General features: G+C 40.7%; 18 protein-coding genes. 11 read left to right on the top strand and 7 right to left on the bottom strand.

Annotated features, from left to right (window positions below):
- Nucleotides 1-32: 32 nt before the first annotated feature.
- The gene (locus tag AAEZ00_RS07240; protein ID WP_101032300.1) at nt 33-806 is read right to left on the bottom strand and encodes a Zn-ribbon-containing protein; all 774 of its coding nucleotides are present in this window, start codon (nt 804-806) and stop codon (nt 33-35) included.
- Entirely contained in the window at nt 807-1,175 is a 369-nt protein-coding gene (locus AAEZ00_RS07235; protein WP_124011909.1) for a hypothetical protein, read from the bottom strand. It lies immediately after the preceding gene.
- 157 nt (nt 1,176-1,332) lie between these two features.
- On the opposite strand from AAEZ00_RS07235, the gene AAEZ00_RS07230 reads away from it, so the two are divergent.
- The gene (locus tag AAEZ00_RS07230) at nt 1,333-1,716 is read left to right on the top strand and encodes a DUF3192 domain-containing protein (protein WP_124011908.1); all 384 of its coding nucleotides are present in this window, start codon (nt 1,333-1,335) and stop codon (nt 1,714-1,716) included.
- A gap of 34 nt (nt 1,717-1,750) precedes the next feature.
- Here AAEZ00_RS07230 and AAEZ00_RS07225 read toward each other — a convergent pair whose 3' ends face one another.
- Nucleotides 1,751-1,987: a DUF2789 domain-containing protein gene (locus AAEZ00_RS07225; RefSeq protein WP_124011907.1), complete on the bottom strand. Its 237-nt coding sequence runs from the start codon at nt 1,985-1,987 to the stop codon at nt 1,751-1,753.
- A 174-nt stretch (nt 1,988-2,161) separates the two neighbouring features.
- On the opposite strand from AAEZ00_RS07225, the gene AAEZ00_RS07220 reads away from it, so the two are divergent.
- The 5 genes from AAEZ00_RS07220 (at nt 2,162) to AAEZ00_RS07200 (ending at nt 7,659) form a co-directional block, all read left to right on the top strand.
- Entirely contained in the window at nt 2,162-2,791 is a 630-nt protein-coding gene (locus tag AAEZ00_RS07220; protein WP_124011906.1) for a GNAT family N-acetyltransferase, read from the top strand.
- Between the two features lie 66 nt (nt 2,792-2,857).
- A complete protein-coding gene (locus tag AAEZ00_RS07215) occupies nt 2,858-3,175 on the top strand; it encodes an Mpo1-like protein (protein ID WP_124011905.1) in 318 nt (105 codons plus the stop codon).
- A 1,118-nt stretch (nt 3,176-4,293) separates the two neighbouring features.
- On the top strand, nt 4,294-4,887 hold the full coding sequence (gene msrA, locus AAEZ00_RS07210) for a peptide-methionine (S)-S-oxide reductase MsrA (RefSeq protein ID WP_124011904.1): 594 nt from the start codon (nt 4,294-4,296) through the stop codon (nt 4,885-4,887).
- Between the two features lie 185 nt (nt 4,888-5,072).
- Nucleotides 5,073-5,654: a beta-class carbonic anhydrase gene (locus AAEZ00_RS07205; protein ID WP_124011903.1), complete on the top strand. Its 582-nt coding sequence runs from the start codon at nt 5,073-5,075 to the stop codon at nt 5,652-5,654.
- A gap of 1,297 nt (nt 5,655-6,951) precedes the next feature.
- Nucleotides 6,952-7,659 (top strand): hypothetical protein, encoded by a 708-nt coding sequence (locus AAEZ00_RS07200; protein ID WP_124011902.1) that lies wholly within the window; start codon nt 6,952-6,954, stop codon nt 7,657-7,659.
- A gap of 182 nt (nt 7,660-7,841) precedes the next feature.
- Here the strand turns inward: AAEZ00_RS07200 and AAEZ00_RS07195 are convergent, their stop codons facing one another.
- Entirely contained in the window at nt 7,842-8,228 is a 387-nt protein-coding gene (locus tag AAEZ00_RS07195; RefSeq protein WP_101032291.1) for a DUF3301 domain-containing protein, read from the bottom strand.
- Nucleotides 8,225-9,238, bottom strand: coding sequence for a DUF3549 family protein (locus AAEZ00_RS07190; protein ID WP_101032290.1), 1,014 nt, complete (start codon nt 9,236-9,238; stop codon nt 8,225-8,227). The genes AAEZ00_RS07195 and AAEZ00_RS07190 overlap by 4 nt, the downstream gene beginning before the upstream one ends.
- Before the next feature lie 48 nt (nt 9,239-9,286).
- Between AAEZ00_RS07190 and AAEZ00_RS07185 the strand changes: the two genes are divergently transcribed.
- The 5 genes from AAEZ00_RS07185 to purU all read left to right on the top strand — a co-directional run bounded on the left by AAEZ00_RS07185 (nt 9,287) and on the right by purU (nt 13,851).
- On the top strand, nt 9,287-9,649 hold the full coding sequence (locus AAEZ00_RS07185) for a YqcC family protein (protein WP_124011901.1): 363 nt from the start codon (nt 9,287-9,289) through the stop codon (nt 9,647-9,649).
- A gap of 58 nt (nt 9,650-9,707) precedes the next feature.
- Entirely contained in the window at nt 9,708-10,589 is an 882-nt protein-coding gene (truC, locus tag AAEZ00_RS07180; RefSeq protein ID WP_124011900.1) for a tRNA pseudouridine(65) synthase TruC, read from the top strand.
- A 329-nt stretch (nt 10,590-10,918) separates the two neighbouring features.
- On the top strand, nt 10,919-11,383 hold the full coding sequence (locus AAEZ00_RS07175) for a flavodoxin (protein WP_124011899.1): 465 nt from the start codon (nt 10,919-10,921) through the stop codon (nt 11,381-11,383).
- The gene (locus tag AAEZ00_RS07170) at nt 11,335-12,813 is read left to right on the top strand and encodes a PTS transporter subunit EIIC (protein WP_124011898.1); all 1,479 of its coding nucleotides are present in this window, start codon (nt 11,335-11,337) and stop codon (nt 12,811-12,813) included. The genes AAEZ00_RS07175 and AAEZ00_RS07170 overlap by 49 nt, the downstream gene beginning before the upstream one ends.
- Before the next feature lie 165 nt (nt 12,814-12,978).
- Nucleotides 12,979-13,851 (top strand): formyltetrahydrofolate deformylase, encoded by an 873-nt coding sequence (gene purU / locus AAEZ00_RS07165; RefSeq protein WP_124011897.1) that lies wholly within the window; start codon nt 12,979-12,981, stop codon nt 13,849-13,851.
- Between the two features lie 393 nt (nt 13,852-14,244).
- Here the strand turns inward: purU and AAEZ00_RS07160 are convergent, their stop codons facing one another.
- Together AAEZ00_RS07160 and dapD are read right to left on the bottom strand one after the other, a co-directional pair.
- Complete coding sequence (locus AAEZ00_RS07160; protein WP_124011896.1) at nt 14,245-14,589, bottom strand: DUF3718 domain-containing protein; 345 nt, start codon at nt 14,587-14,589, stop codon at nt 14,245-14,247.
- A gap of 267 nt (nt 14,590-14,856) precedes the next feature.
- On the bottom strand, nt 14,857-15,681 hold the full coding sequence (gene dapD / locus AAEZ00_RS07155; protein ID WP_101032284.1) for a 2,3,4,5-tetrahydropyridine-2,6-dicarboxylate N-succinyltransferase: 825 nt from the start codon (nt 15,679-15,681) through the stop codon (nt 14,857-14,859).
- Nucleotides 15,682-15,723 lie beyond the last annotated feature (42 nt).

Below are 15,723 nucleotides of genomic sequence, written 5' to 3'. Positions count from 1 at the left end.
GAATGATGTGGTTACTGAGTGTTTTAATCTGCTTATTGATGATCCCAAGATAAATTCGACACTATGCGGCAGGGTTCACAGCGAAAATGGAATAGATCTAAAAGCGGTTGTTCCAGCTTCCAAGCCTGTGAGCCACAACGTGGACACTCCCTGTTCATTTCGCTTTCTAATGACTCGCCACCCACACGGTATAAGTAATAATAGGTGGGGATGTTAGTTAAATATTCTATCCTGCCACGTAAATCCCAACCGCGTCTAAATAGGTCACTGTCTGTCCGAGTTATTTCATCTAATGCTGCAAACTCAGCTTTTGTAGCTGCTGCCATTTGCAGTTCATCACACGCTTGCCATTCTGTTTGCCATTTTATGATGCGTTTATGATCGCCATTAAAAGTTGCTGGCAGTTGATATAAAGGTATTGGCAGCAGATTATCGCCATTGCGAAGCGGTGAACACATATGCACATAACTGGTATACAACACCTGCCATGACGGGGCGTCGGTATTACTGGCTTCAGAGTTGATGTCTTGGCCGATGAATTTTTCTCTAGGCGCCAATAGTTTGGCTGCCGTCAAGCCTGCTAATGTCACTTTTACCCAAGGGCTATTATAGCGATTAGCCAGACTGGTTTTTTCGGGTAATAACAAACGAGCCCTAAATTCGCCGTCATTAAAGGCGACCGCAAATTCACGTCCAAGAATTTGTCCATTAGCCCGAAGAGCTTCAAGAAACGCATTAATGGCTTTTTCTGCCGCCTCAATGGTGGTGTCGGCAAAACATTCAAAACGCAGTTCGAAGACAAACATTTATTGGTCGACCTTATTATTAATTATATTGCTTTGGACGACCTGGTTTGCTAATTGGCGTTCTAGCTCAGCGACTCGTTGGCTCAGCTGATTAATCTGTTGTTGCATGGCGATAACCTGTTGGGTGACTTGAGCGATAGGATCGGGTTGCTCATCAGTTGGCACATCTGCCATTGATTGCATGTCCGTTAATTCTGCTATGTGCTGCCATTCAGATTTAGGTAACGCTTTAAATTGCTGTAAACCTTGGATCAGGATTGGCATTGAAATTCGATTACCTAAGCGACTTTTTATCAGCGCTAAACTGGGAGTATGTCCATTGTTGGCAATCGATTTAGCTGCTGCAAGCACCTGTTCAATTGGACTCATTGTTGGTGAAATTCCTTAATGTTTTATAGTGAGATTAACTAACGCATGTGATATTAAAAATAAACCCATATAAATCAATATATTAATTGTGGCACGATTTTGGCTTAAAGACTATGTAAATACAATTCGGATTATATTTTAACAAAAAGGACGCAACATGAAATTAAAACTTATCGCAGCAGGATTAATTGGCGCAACATCACTGATGTTAAGTGGTTGTGTGATCAGTGTTGGTGGTCATGAATCGGGTAAAAGTGCTGACTATTGGCAAGAGCAACAGGATGAAAATCGTCAACTAATTACCAAATTGTCTATGGGAATGAGCAGTGATCAAGTGACAACCCTGATGGGCATAGCAGATTTCAGCGAAGCTTATGCTAAGCCGACTCAGGACCGCGCCGAGCAGTCTATCAAAGTGTTGTTCTATCGCACCCAATGGGCTGAAGGTGATGGTAAAACAACTAAAGACGAATGCACGCCAATTGTGTTCCGAGACGACGTTTTAGTGGGCTGGGGTGACGCCGCCTATAAACAAATTTAGTCATTGAGTCACGTCATCTGACATTAACAATCAATTACGCTTCAGCTCGCATCATCACGTCCAATTGGTCAATCACTTCTGACCATTGGGCGTCTTCTAATAATGCCTCTTTTAAAAATGCTTTTTGAGCTGGGTTCCAGCAATTAGCATCAGTGATTAATGTGTGCTTATCAAGTTTATTTTGGATAACAAAGTCATCGATCCCCTCTTGATGATGAGGCAAACCTAATTGCTTAAATAAGTGACTTAGATCATTTAATGTTGTGTCCATTTGATGCATTCCTTGTAATGGTTAAGTCGATAAATTCAGTATCAATCTTGATGACAAAAAATGCAAACAACTGTCGTATATAACCGTTTTGTAGGTCAAACGCATAAACAAAACTTGTAGATTGTTTCAAACTTGTTAAATTAAGTTCAGAGAGTTAATCAACAAGGAATAATAATGGACAATAACACCTTGGAAACCCTACGTGCAGTGTATTTAACCGCTGAAGACATACGGGTTGCAGCTTCCATTCTCTATAATGCTTATCATGATGACCCTTATTTTATCGAGGTACTCGGCCAACAAGATACTCAACAATATGAACAAAAACTTCGTGCCGCTATTCGTGAAGAGTTAAATGAATTATGGCAACAAGAACAACCTTTGATTGGCCTATTTGACGGTGACCGTTTAATCGGTGTTGCGTGTGTTATTACTCAACAAGTGCCGCTGGGCGAGGGACGTTATTGGCATTGGCGTTTCAAAATGATGTTAGGGACTGGCTGGAAATCAACTCAGGGATTAATGCAAAAAGAAACCTGTATTTTAGAACATCTTCCTTCTCAAAAATGCGGAATTTTACAATTTATTGCCTTATCACCTAATGAGCAGCATAAAGGTTATGGTGCCAAACTCATTCAAGCGGTATTGAGTTGGTGTGATGAACAACGTAGGCTCGATGGGGTCGGGGTATTTGTCAGTAATCCTTCACATCATAAAGCATTAGTACAACAAGGGTTTACTAGTATTGCCACCGTTAACGTTGGCAATGTCGAGGGTGAAATATTATTTTACAACAAGGTATAACTCAAGACTACATAATCTAATATTAACAGAGCATATGATTAGCTGGTGATTAAAAAGGAGTGAGTAATGCAACCTAAACGTTATTCTTCATTTGCAGAGTTTTACCCATTTTATCTGTCGCAACATCAAGATCCTGTTTGTCGAAGACTGCATTACATTGGCAGTAGCATTATTTTGGTGATTGTTGTTAATACCTTGATTAACCAGCATTGGTGGCAGCTGTTGTGGGTGCCTGTAGTTGGGTATGGTTTTGCATGGTTAGGGCATTTTATGTTTGAAAAAAATCGGCCAGCTACATTCACTTACCCGTTATACAGCTTGTGGGGTGATTGGGTCATGTTTGGTCAAATGTTAATGCGTTTATGGCGTAAAAAAATCCGATAGTAATAACTTGCTCACACTTCTGTAAGCCATATCCTACAAGTCTGTAGGGGATCCTATTTTAAGTTGTCAGTGTTTAACGTCATCAATTATTTTTAACCCTACAAAATCAGCTTCTTATAACTTTTTATGCTTTTTTAGATGTTGCTAATTTGTTTGTTAAATGTCGTGTGTCTTTTTCATGGCGTTTTATGTGGTTAGAATATTGTTATCGAAAGCGAGTCATGAGTTGCTTTTCTTAGGATGAGAAATAAAACGAATGATGCTTAAGAATTTCAAGGATGAGACTAGGAAGGACATGCTCACGGATTAGGGCATAAACTCGGCAGATGGATAGCCGGATCAAGGAAGAGTGTAGACAGTAAAAAGTCGACACAAGGGTAAAGGGACAGGACTGCAGGAAGCAGTATGGATGATTCAACGGATTGATATGGATTTAACGCTCAGCCAATGGACCGGCTGTTCAATGGAATGACACTCATGAGTCTTTTGTTATACACAAATAGACAAGGAAATGAGAACAGGGAAAAGGACTGCAGGAAGCATGATTACATGGATGGTGCAGGGAGCAAACTTTCAGCCGGATTGCTGACAAAAGCGTTTAATGGGCACAACCTTATAACTTAAGGTTGTGCCTTTTTGCTTTTTGGCGAAAAGTTTATGGCATTTGGATCCTGTGAATAAGGTTGTGTAAATAACAAATCTAAGATTCATAATAAGTCCCAAAGTGTAAACTGATTTAGGATGTCATCATATAGGCATGCAGCTTAATAGCGCACTCATTACGATGAATATTTATCTATCCTTGTGGAGTCTTATGTTTGCCCTATGACCTAATTCATACAGTGAGTATGCCTATTTCTATATTGATACCCTGAATTCGTCATCTTGAGCATTCTGACGCGCGTGACCCTTAGCCTAAATAATAATTCAATGATTAACCTATTGCGTTAACAACGCTGATTTAGCAGTAAAACTATCTATTATGTAAAAATAGACAACAAATCCGAGGTAATCATCACGACTCTCGGGCATAGTGAACCTCTAAATCATTAACTTCGTAATGTAAATATCTTAGATACAAACACATCAATAAACTCGGAAAAATAATGGAGGGTATTATGAAAAACACACTAGTGTTAATAATATTAGCAGCAAGTTTATTGTTTTATGCTGCTAATGCCACTGCAGATAAAACCATTTTGGCCGGAGGATGTTTCTGGTGTATGGAATCAGACTTTGAAAAACTTGATGGCGTAACCGATGTGATCTCAGGATTCACAGGCGGAATCTTAAAAGACCCCACATACAATGGCAACCATGACGGTCATTTTGAAGCGGTTCAAATAACCTATGATCCTAGCAAGGTGAGTTACAAAGAGTTGTTAGATTATTACTGGGTTAACATAGATCCCTTTGATGCAAAGGGGCAATTTTGTGATAAAGGTACAAGCTATTTAAGCGCGATTTTCGTGGCAAACGATAAAGAAAGGGAAATTGCCCAACAGTCTAAAAGGGACATTGAAAAGCAATTTCCCAATAATAACGTTATTACGCCAATCTTAAATGCTTCTATTTTTTACCCAATTAAGGGCGATGAAAGTTACCATCAGGATTACTATAAGAACAGTCCCATTCGGTATCATGCTTATCGCTGGAATTGTGGTCGAGACCAAAGGTTAACAGACATTTGGGGAGATAAAGCGACACATTAATCTGATTGATGTTAGTCAAACACCTATGGGGTCGATTGATAGTTGGTTAGTTTATGTCATTGCTTATATCAGTCTGTAACAGATTCTGTGTAATTACCCCAGAATTGAGATAATAACCGCGACATTCATAATTGCGATGTAGTGGACGCACAATAAAATACGCTTCACCACAAAGGAGAACAAAGGTGAGTAAAATAGTACAAGAAATAACATCAGCAAATGCTGATTATGTAGCTGGTTTTGGGGATAAAGGCAATTTGCCAATGCCTCCTGGCAGGCAGTTTGCCATCCTGACATGTATGGACGCACGTTTAGATCCTGCTAAATATGCAGGTCTTGCCGAAGGTGATGCCCATGTAATTCGTAACGCAGGCGGCAGAGCAAGTGATGATGCTATCCGTTCATTAGTCATTTCTTACAAATTACTTGGCACAAAAGAATGGTTTGTTATTCATCATACAGATTGCGGAATGGAAACATTTAATAATGAGATAATGGCTGATTTGTTGTCTGCAAGTCTAAAAACATCAAGTGTTGACGGATCAGGCTGGCATGATAGTCATGCTGGTGGTGGCACTACAGACGGCAAGTTTATTGAGTGGCTGACTATTAGTGATCAAGCTAAAAGCGTGTTATCTGATGTAGAAAGAATTAGAAATAATTCAATGGTGCCAAGTGATATCCCTATTTATGGTTATATTTATGATTGTAAAACGGGGAGTCTTGTTGAGGTTCCTGAAGCAACAGAAGCGGGAAAGGCAAGTTAGAACCTAACAAAGCAAATTCACTCGGATGATTAAAAAAACGGTGCGGCTTTCACTGCAGCCACACCGCTTTTAGCTGTCGATGATTTGCAGCGTTAAGCATATTTTTCTCAGCAACATTTCTCGAGTGAGGATCTTCGTTTAATTTATTTTTGTCCAAGCATGACTTGTCGAAAATAGGCCCGCGAAATTATCCTTGTGTTAGATTCTAGGGCGGACGCTGTCCTTCGAGGACGCTTCGATTCTAGGATCTAGGACTTAAGATCTAGGAATAGTGATATTAAAAGGGAGTCACCATCATCTTCAATCACTGCCTTGATCCGTTACCCTACGACAGCTCTGAAACGAGCATCTTGAAGTGGCTTGGGTATACCCGTTATTAGCGTATTACGGTTGCTCTCGTGATTTGCTGGTTTGCCGCACTCATCAATACCAACTCTCCTTCGGTTATATGGATTAAGGTTAAGCAAAATAGCGGATTTAAGCCAGGGTTTGAGCTGTTTGCTGGTTTAGGATGTTTAGTTAATAGTAATCGTTAACTAGATGTTTACCTTTTTTGCCTGCCGCCTTGTGAGATATATCTCACAAAGTGTGTGAGCCGAACCACCTAATTGATAGCTTATATGTCTTCTGAAAATTTAATTTATTGATTTTGTTCATTATTTTAATTTATGTTGTCTGTGAAATATTTTAATCATTTACAGGTACCTGTTTACGTCTAGGTAAATGAATTATTATTTATCTCGTTCCTAGGGAAGGGACATTACAAGGTAGTAAAGCGGTCGTGGAAGACCATGAGTATATGGATATAATGGACGGTATTAAGTTTCAGGATGAAACGTTAGGCTTGCTCAATGGACGCAATAGCGGATTAAGCGGGTTTTATAACATTATCAGGATGATAGTGTGCAATGGATGCCAGATTGTACGCAAATGATTTGCGACAGGATAGAGTAAGAATTTCATGGATGATATAAGGACACGCTTAGGATGGAGCAGGCTCGGTAAAAGGATAATCGAGTAAGAGGGAAAGTACTTTATTGTACATGGAACATCAAGGATTGAACAAGGATAGAGCAGGAAGCAAGCGATACGTATGGATGGTGCAGGGAGCACATTTATAGCTGGAAAGCTTAACAAGAGATCAAGAGGCCGCGGCAGTTACTGTCGCGGCCTTTCTTTTGCTTTTTTTCCGTGATGACTGGAACTTATCGTTGTTATGTTGTCAAATTGTAAACACTATGATGTTTGAACTTAAGCATGACGTTAGGTTGATATTGGGTTTGATTAAGGAGAAAACATGAAGCTGTTTAAATTAGTGATGGCGATGAGTCTTGGTTTTATTTGCTATAGCGCTAATGCCGAGGTGACTCCAGAGGAGCAACAATGGGTTGAGCAGGCATTAAGCGATATTAATCATAATACCGATGACTCAAATGTACGTTGGCAATACGCACAGCATACGGTGATGCCTGACTTAACACGGATAGAGCAATTTGATGCTTCACAGCCTGAAACACAACGATGGACGTTAGTGTCTGAAAATGGTGAAACACCGGATAAAAAACGTGTAGACAAATATCAACAACATCAACAAGATCTTAATCAAGACAAAGATGAAAACAGTCATGAAGTGGCATTTTCTGATCTTATTGATGTAACCACACTTGTATTTGTTGGTGATGATGACTCCAACCTAGTGTTTAAATTTGTACCCAATATTGAAGAACTCGATAATGAAGCCCTAACTGGCGTGCTTTATTTAGATAAAGCGTCTAAGCAGTTAAGAAAAATTTTGATCAGCAATACCGATGAGTTGAATCCGGCATTTACCGTCACGCTGACTAAATTTGAATTAGAGTTGGTATTTGGTGTTTTTGAAGGTTTAGTGATGCCTGAACATACATCAACCATCATTAACGGTACTGCGGCAATTTTTAAATCTCTTGATAGCATCCAAACGGTGACTTATCTCGATTATAAAGTGATTGATAAGCCTAAAGCCTAATGGCGAGATCGATAATGCATTTCCTTTGTCGGTAAATCGGGTCGACAATAAAAACGCTATTTTGCTCATGAATGGCAAAATAGCGATAAATGAACCTCAACTCGGGAAGAGGTGAGCTTACTCGGTAAAAGCGGCTTGACGTGCCCTTATAATGCTTAAATGAACCTTACTCATTTGACTCACTAGTTGCATTTGCCTGAACCGCAACTTTTACTGCTGCCGCATCCGCCAAATTTACCACTGGCCATAGGGGCATCCATCCATTCTGGTTCTGGAAAAATGGGCCATTCGATTTTTTTTACACGATTACCATGCATTAAAATATGGCCTTGATATTGGTTGAGGCCATCGGTACTAAATTCGAACATAAATGTTGCTTTCCAACAGATACCGGTACTGCCACCGATGCTTGGACGGGCTGACACCATTGCAATAGCGAGCAATTGTACATTTTGTTTTTTACAGGCTTGTTCTGTAAGGGTCCTGCTTAACTCTGCCATTTGTCTTAGCTGCCAAAAAAAAGCCGCTACCACGACTAAAGCAACAATTAATAAAAAATCACTCATCATAGGCTGGTTGCTCTAAATAATCCGCCAATAGCGGTTGCTAATTGAACGCTTCTGTCTGGATGCCTTAAGTCGGCTAATAATCCTTGACGCAAGCTAGGTATTGCCACGATATCAGCAAAAACTTGATTAAAGAAGGGCTGTGGCTGTTTTGCTAGCGCTTCCAAATAGTGTTTACGAATGGCATCATCTTTTAAGGCTAACCAATTACGTGCCGCAATGGTTATTAGCGTGTTGTTGTCTAACCCTCGTTGGTCATTTAACTGATTAATCGCTGTCATACTGTATTGAACATCAGACGCCAATGCCGCTAAATACATAACTTTTATATGATCTTCAGCTTGTTCTAATTGGTTAAATAAATGCTCTGCAAGGCGTTTACCAATATTAATGTGTTCTAAGCATTGGCAAAGTGCGGCTTGCACTTCCATTGGAGCATGATCAAGTGCGTTAATCATGTCATTAAGATGGTTAAATTGATGTGCGCGAACGCAAATATCGGCTAAACCTTGTAAACCCAGTTGTGGCCAAGTGTCTTGTGCTGCTTGACCAGACAAATATTGTGCGGCAAATTCATATTGGCTCGATGCAGCTTGGCCAAGTTGAAGCCTGACTAATGCATTAAATAATGCCAATTTGTGCTGATTAGGCTTAAAGCTAAAAGGATGATTGGCTAATTGCTCTTGCTGCTCATCCGTTAATTCTTGGGTTGGATTACGCCCTAGCGCTTCTAAGATCATCTTAATAAACTGAGTCCGCGGCGCCGGTGATAATAGGCCTTGCTCATCTAACGGTAATTTTACAAACCAAATATAAGGTAATTGCTGTTGTTGCCAAAATACGATAGCAAACTGCGCATGACCTTGAATGGGATAAGGATATGGCGCCAGTAAAGAGTCAATTTGCTGAAAGGCGACCATATCGATATGTTGCACCCGGCGACCTAAATCATATATTTGGAATTGAGTATTTGCGGTCGTTAGAAACTGGCTTAAGGTGGTTATTTCGGTCATGGTGTTGTCACTAAATCAAAGAAGTTGGATGGGTATTCAATTGACTAAATGATATCATATTCCGACTTAGCCTTGATGTTGTTGTTCACTTTTATGCTTTATTTAACCAGTAAAAATCATTTAATTAAATTAGAACAATTGCTTAAGGATTTTCAGCTTTGGTCTGATATTTCACCATCTGTATCTGCTATGACCAGCACGGCGCCATTTTGCTGCGATGTAATGGCATTTGAGCAATGGCTGCAGTTTATTTTCATTCCCAAAATGACTGAGCTTATTGTGCTGCGACAACCTTTGCCAACCAATATGGCCTTGGCTCCAATGGCTGAACATGTGTGGCAAAGTAAGCCCCATGGTAGTGTTATGATTACCCAGCTACAACAATTTGACGCCTTGCTAAGTCAGCGTTAAGCGAACTACCCATAAACGTCATCACATTTGGCCAATACAAAATAAGAAAGTGATAAACATGATCTCAAAAGATAACGATGTTGAATACTCATTGGATAATGATGACTTATGTGATCAAAGAAGCTCAGACGACATTGATGATGCCTCTGCTGCAGACACCGAACACGATGACGACTTACCGCCTCCTCATATCGATATATTATTTGAAGACGAGCATATTGTAGCGATACATAAACCGGCGGGTTTATTAGTTCATCGCAGTTATTTAGCCCGTAGAGAGCGCTTTTTTGCGATGCAGATGACCCGTGATTTGGTGGGGTGCCATGTTTTTCCGGTGCACCGCCTTGATCGACCTACATCTGGAGTGTTGCTGTTTGCTAAATCCAGTGAGGTGGCCCGGCTGTTGTGTGAACAATTTGCCGATCACAGTATTAAGAAGCAATACTTAGCCATCGTTCGTGGCAACATGCATGAGTCTGGTATCTTAGATTATGCCCTTAAACAAGAGTTTGATGATTTGGGCGATAAGCATGTTGATCCCAATAAAGCGGCACAAGAAGCGGTGACGGATTATCAACCATTATTGAATACCGAAATACCTTTTAGTTCAGGTCGCTATCCAACTAGTCGTTACGGATTGGTAAGACTCAGTCCCCACACAGGGCGAAAGCATCAGTTACGTCGCCATATGGCGCACTTACGTCATCCAATAGTCGGTGATACCACCCATGGCGATGGCAAGCAAAATAAGTTTTTTCGTGAGCACTTCCATGTTAATCGCCTATGGCTCATAGCCAAAAGCTTACAGTTTGTGCATCCTGTAACGCAGCAAGCAATGCACATAGAGACGGAACTAGAGTCTGAGTGGTTAGATATTTTCAGCGAGTTTGGCTGGGGTGATGATCAATTATCATCGATACCAAGTATCTTATTAAGCTAATTCATTCGATCAGCCAGCAAGGCTTTGAGTTTTTCAAATTCCGCGATGGGCGGTAAGCTCTCGTGTTGCTTTTGCTCCATGTGGAAATAATAGTTGCGGCGAATGTGGGCGAATTTGTGTTGGAGTTTTAATTTTCGCTTTCTGCTCAGTTGTCGCATCGTCTTGGTTCCGTTACTGCGTTGCTTTATATTAAACCAACCTGCGTTGGGCGGTCCAATTAAACAACATACTATAAAAGACACTTGCGAGAGACCAAAAGAATACAGTAAGGTAAGTTATTAAGACTCAAGGTATTTTATATCGCATTTCATTTAAGGGGAAAGTATACCATGAAAAAGGTCAACGTTGTTTTTGGTACCGTTTATGGTAGTGCACAATTTACAGCTGAAACAGTGACTAAGGCAATTGCAACGTTAGGTTTTACCACTAAACTTTGGCAACCTAATGAATTATCTGGTTTTGTACCTCCTCAAGATGAGCTATTGATTATCGTGTCTTCAACCACTGGCGAAGGGGAGGTACCTGAAGATATTTTTCCTTGGTTTAACGAGCTTAAATCCAGTGCACCGTATTTACCATTATTGCAATACAGCCTAATAGGATTAGGTGATTCAAGTTATGACACTTTTTGCGGGGCTATTAAGCAATTTGATCAATTGTTAACAGAGCTAGGAGCCACACCGCTTACTGAACGATTAGAGATTGATGCCTGTGAAACGATGGAACCAGAAACAGAAGCTAAAAAATGGATAGCCAGTTGGCACAACGCCGTCACATCGGAAAACGTAGTGTAAATTTTATTACCCAGCAGTGGTTTAAGTTTGCCCAGCGCCTAAGCCAGGCGCTATTGATCCCGATTGCGATCTTGCCTGCAGCAGGGGTAATGCTAGGCTTAACTGTCAATCCATTGTCATTTATTCCGCCAGAATTAAATACTGTGTTGTTTGCAGTAGGTAATCTGGTATTTACTATGATGCCTTTATTATTTAGTGTCGCGGTGGCCATCGGATTTTGTCGAGATCAAGGCATTGCCGCATTTTCTGCCGTGTTTGGTTTTGGGGTGTTTTTATCCACCATGGGTGCCCTGACCGACATATATGGTTTAGTCTCACGGCCACTGTGGGGCATGCAAACTATTGATACCGGTATTGCGGGTGGAATGTTAGTTGGGGCAATCACTTGCCTAGCGGTTAGAATCAGTCAACATGTTAAATTACCGGCTATTTTTTCATTTTTTGAAGGCCGTCGTAGTGCACCCATAATTGTTATTCCTCTGTCTATGGTGCTGGCCTATTTGCTGGTCCATGTCTGGCCGCCTTTGTCGCATGTTATTGAAAATCTTTCTGATTGGTCTGTATACCAAGATCCCGCCATTGCGTTTGGTGTTTATGGCACCGTTGAACGTTTATTAATTCCACTCGGATTACATCATATTTGGAATGCGCCATTTTATCTTGAAGTAGGACAGTACATTAACCAAGGCACCGTGGTAAAAGGTGAGGTGGCTCGTTATTTAGCCGGTGATCCGTTGGCGGGAAATCTCGCCGGAGGTTACTTAATTAAAATGTGGGGCTTACCTGCTGCAGCGCTAGCTATTTGGCGTTGCGCAGATAAACCTCAGCGCAATCGGGTTGCAGGGATTATGTTATCTGCGGCTACGGCAAGTTGGTTGACTGGAGTGACCGAGCCAATAGAATTTGCCTTTATGTTTGTCGCGCCCATTCTCTTTATTGTGCATGCATTACTGACCGGTATTGCTTATAGCGTGTGTATTTTACTCGAAGTACATCACAGCATTGTGTTTTCCCATGGCTTAGTCGATTTTAGTTTATTGTTTTCTCGCTCTGCCAATACCCATTGGATCTGGTTGCTTGGGCCGCTGACAGCATTAATCTATTACGCTATCTTCAGGGCCAGTATTTTAGCCTTTAATTTAAAAACACCAGGACGAATAGAGCCAAGTCATCACCCTGCAGAGCCAAAAGAGAGTTTACGCGCGATGATTTCAGCCTTAGGTGGTCGCGAGAATATTGTTGAGATTAATGCGTGTTTAACCCGCTTACGTATTAGTGTTAATCAAGCTGATTTAATCGATAAAGCGAGATTAATGCGTTTAGGGGCCAAAGGCGTGGTGGTCATGGGCAAAGGCGTACAAGTGGTCTATGGCACCAAGGCTGAAACACTGCGTAAATTACTGCAAAAATATCTAGACTCTCGACGTTAGCTCGGATGGTTGTAGCATTTTTGATTCACTTGTAGTGCATTTTTGAGGTTTTTGTTTTTAAACAAACCTTTTTTATCTTTTATGAGTCATTCCCATTAAAAACATCCCCCAAATTTGTATTTCAATGGCACACTGTTAGGCCGTCATTTAACAGGAGTTGTACGCGTGAGCCATCAAGATAAAACCATTATTAATCCAGCCAAATTACAGCGAAAAGTGTTGATAACCGATTGTGCTGATGCTCAGGGGTTAATTGCCAAAATCACCAACGTATGTTTCGCTCATCAATTAAATATTATTAAAAACACCGAATTCGTTGACCATACTCAAGGTCGCTTTTTTATGCGCGCAGAGCTTGAAGGCCTGTTTGATGATGAGCGCCTATTAACTGAATTACGTGATGTCTTGCCTGCTCAAAATCGCATGAGGCTAGTCGATACGGGTAAAAAGCGCATTGTTATCATGGTGACCAAAGAAGCGCATTGTTTAGGTGATATTTTAATGAAGTCTTATTACGGCGGCTTAGATGTTGAGATTGCTGCTGTAGTGGGTAATTATGATGTGCTGCAACAATTAACTGAAAAGTTTAATATTCCATTTCATTATGTTAGCCATGAAGGCTTAAATCGCCAGGAACATGAGCAGGCGATGTTAGCGGTGATTAAACCTTATGATACCGACTTTTTAGTGTTAGCTAAATATATGCGAGTGCTAACGCCTGAGTTTGTGTCAGCATTTCCAGATAAAATTATTAATATTCATCATTCGTTTCTGCCGGCTTTTATTGGTGCATCACCTTACAAACAAGCCTGGGATCGCGGTGTTAAAATCATCGGTGCCACCGCTCATTTCGTGAATAACAATCTTGATGAAGGGCCTATTATTAAACAAGATGTGATTTCGGTTGACCACAGCTTTAGCGCTGAAGAGTTAGCTCATAATGGCCGTGATGTTGAAAAAAGTGTATTAAGCAAAGCATTGCAATTAGTTCTCAACGAGCAAGTTGTGGTGTACGGTAATAAGACCGTAGTATTTTAAAATAAAGTGTTTTAAAGCACAGCATCTAAATCATAGCATTGCAGCAATAACATTTTTAACCAAGATGATTTACAGACTCAAACAATCGCTTTTTAGGATTAGTATTTAAAAATAGACTAAAAATTCATTGCGTTGCAATGACGGTACTCGATGTTTGACTAGGCTTCAGGGGGGAGGCATTGCAACTCTCTTATTAATGGTCATTTAACGCTTATTAATGTTGATAGACTCATTTTTAGATGCATTTTAGCGCCTAGAGCCGCATCCCTGCGGCGCTATAGATTATGAATTTAGCTTGGTGATTTATAGGGGTAAATATTGGCTTAGGTGTATATGGGTTAATACGGATTGTCTTCATTGTTAGGTGGTTAAGGGTTATTACAAGTATTATTGTTAATAGCGAACATCATATAAAGGCTGGGTCTCACCTAGATAAGCTAAGTCACGAATGCTGACATGAGCTTCGGCATAGGGCGCAATTAAACGGGCTGTTTTATCGGCATTGCGACTAAGGGTAAATTGATGAAAACTTTCGCCGTTACAAACGAGGCGAGGAAAGATCCTAGCCTTATTGATACGATAGCTTTTCATTGTGTCATTAAATTGGAATACCTTATTGCTAGCGCCAGCTTTACAGACGGCAATTAAGGTGTTTTCTACATTGGGATCCATAGCAGCTTGGCTGTTCATTGACCAAAGTGATAAGGATAAGGCTGTAAGTACGATAATAGTTTTCATAGTGACTCCTTTACCTAACCTTTAAAGTAAAGGCCATTTTCACCTAGAAATGAAGTGTAATTGGTGTCACTTTGTGTAACAAACCCCCCTCAGTTCGACAAAATGTAACTGGGAGTAACAAATCGTGTCGCATTCAGAGTGTCGCCACATAACTAGTTGAAAGAAAAGGGCTTATTTTTTATTATCATGTTTTTTCTAGTGAATAAAAGCTAATTGTATGAAAAGGCTCAATAATTCATTGAGCCTTATTATTTCATCAAAGATCAATTAATCAACGATCCGTAATAGTTCATTGATCCCGACTTTACCACGGGTTTTCGCATCGACCTTTTTAACAATAATCGCCGCATATAAGCTGTAAGTGCCACAAGCCGATGGCAAGTTACCTGATACCACAACCGATCCTGCTGGAATGCGACCATAATGCACTTGGCCGGTTTCGCGATCAAAAATTCGGGTGCTTTGACCAATGTAAACGCCCATTGAAATCACGCTACCTTCTTCAACCACCACACCCTCAACGATTTCGCTGCGAGCGCCAATAAAGCAGTTGTCTTCAATGATGGTTGGGCCAGCTTGTAACGGCTCTAATACACCACCGATCCCAACCCCACCAGATAAGTGAACGTTTTTACCAATCTGTGCGCAGGAACCAACCGTTGCCCATGTATCAACCATAGTGCCTTCATCAACATAAGCGCCTAAGTTAACGTAAGATGGCATTAATACAGTATTTTTACCGATAAATGAGCCTTTACGAACGGTTGCGGGTGGCACAACACGGATCCCTTCTGCTTTAAAACGAGCTTCGTCATAATCGGCAAATTTCTGCGGGACTTTGTCGAAATACTTGGTGTCACCACCGTCAATCACGCTGTTATCAAAGATGCGAAAAGACAGTAGTACGGCTTTTTTGAGCCATTGGTGGACATGCCATTCACCAGCAATTTTTTCTGCAACACGAACTTGGCCTTTATCGAGCATATTGATCACGGTTTCAACATCGGCGCGAACACTTGGTTCTACGTTAGATGGTGAGATGTTTTGACGTGTTTCGAATGCTGTTTCAATGCGTTGGCGTAAAGCCTCCATTGTTTTCTCCCGGTATTAAATGATTAGTAGCATAATAGTAAG

The sequence above is a fragment of the Shewanella sp. S1-49-MNA-CIBAN-0167 genome (genome assembly GCF_040310145.1).
Taxonomy (GTDB): domain Bacteria; phylum Pseudomonadota; class Gammaproteobacteria; order Enterobacterales; family Shewanellaceae; genus Shewanella; species Shewanella psychromarinicola.
The sequence above is the reverse complement of the archived record's forward strand: the minus strand, read 5'-3'. Positions and strand labels throughout refer to the sequence as shown.

Coding starts and splice junctions, on each gene's coding strand:
- msrA (WP_124011904.1), top strand. CDS start 4,294: ATGAAAAACACACTAGTGTTAATAATATTAGCAGCAAGTTTATTGTTT.
- dapD (WP_101032284.1), bottom strand. CDS start 15,681: ATGGAGGCTTTACGCCAACGCATTGAAACAGCATTCGAAACACGTCAA.
- AAEZ00_RS07225 (WP_124011907.1), bottom strand. CDS start 1,987: ATGGACACAACATTAAATGATCTAAGTCACTTATTTAAGCAATTAGGT.
- AAEZ00_RS07190 (WP_101032290.1), bottom strand. CDS start 9,238: ATGACCGAAATAACCACCTTAAGCCAGTTTCTAACGACCGCAAATACT.
- AAEZ00_RS07230 (WP_124011908.1), top strand. CDS start 1,333: ATGAAATTAAAACTTATCGCAGCAGGATTAATTGGCGCAACATCACTG.
- AAEZ00_RS07220 (WP_124011906.1), top strand. CDS start 2,162: ATGGACAATAACACCTTGGAAACCCTACGTGCAGTGTATTTAACCGCT.
- AAEZ00_RS07215 (WP_124011905.1), top strand. CDS start 2,858: ATGCAACCTAAACGTTATTCTTCATTTGCAGAGTTTTACCCATTTTAT.
- AAEZ00_RS07235 (WP_124011909.1), bottom strand. CDS start 1,175: ATGAGTCCAATTGAACAGGTGCTTGCAGCAGCTAAATCGATTGCCAAC.
- AAEZ00_RS07185 (WP_124011901.1), top strand. CDS start 9,287: ATGATATCATATTCCGACTTAGCCTTGATGTTGTTGTTCACTTTTATG.
- AAEZ00_RS07195 (WP_101032291.1), bottom strand. CDS start 8,228: ATGATGAGTGATTTTTTATTAATTGTTGCTTTAGTCGTGGTAGCGGCT.
- AAEZ00_RS07175 (WP_124011899.1), top strand. CDS start 10,919: ATGAAAAAGGTCAACGTTGTTTTTGGTACCGTTTATGGTAGTGCACAA.
- AAEZ00_RS07240 (WP_101032300.1), bottom strand. CDS start 806: ATGTTTGTCTTCGAACTGCGTTTTGAATGTTTTGCCGACACCACCATT.
- AAEZ00_RS07170 (WP_124011898.1), top strand. CDS start 11,335: ATGGATAGCCAGTTGGCACAACGCCGTCACATCGGAAAACGTAGTGTA.
- truC (WP_124011900.1), top strand. CDS start 9,708: ATGATCTCAAAAGATAACGATGTTGAATACTCATTGGATAATGATGAC.
- AAEZ00_RS07160 (WP_124011896.1), bottom strand. CDS start 14,589: ATGAAAACTATTATCGTACTTACAGCCTTATCCTTATCACTTTGGTCA.
- AAEZ00_RS07200 (WP_124011902.1), top strand. CDS start 6,952: ATGAAGCTGTTTAAATTAGTGATGGCGATGAGTCTTGGTTTTATTTGC.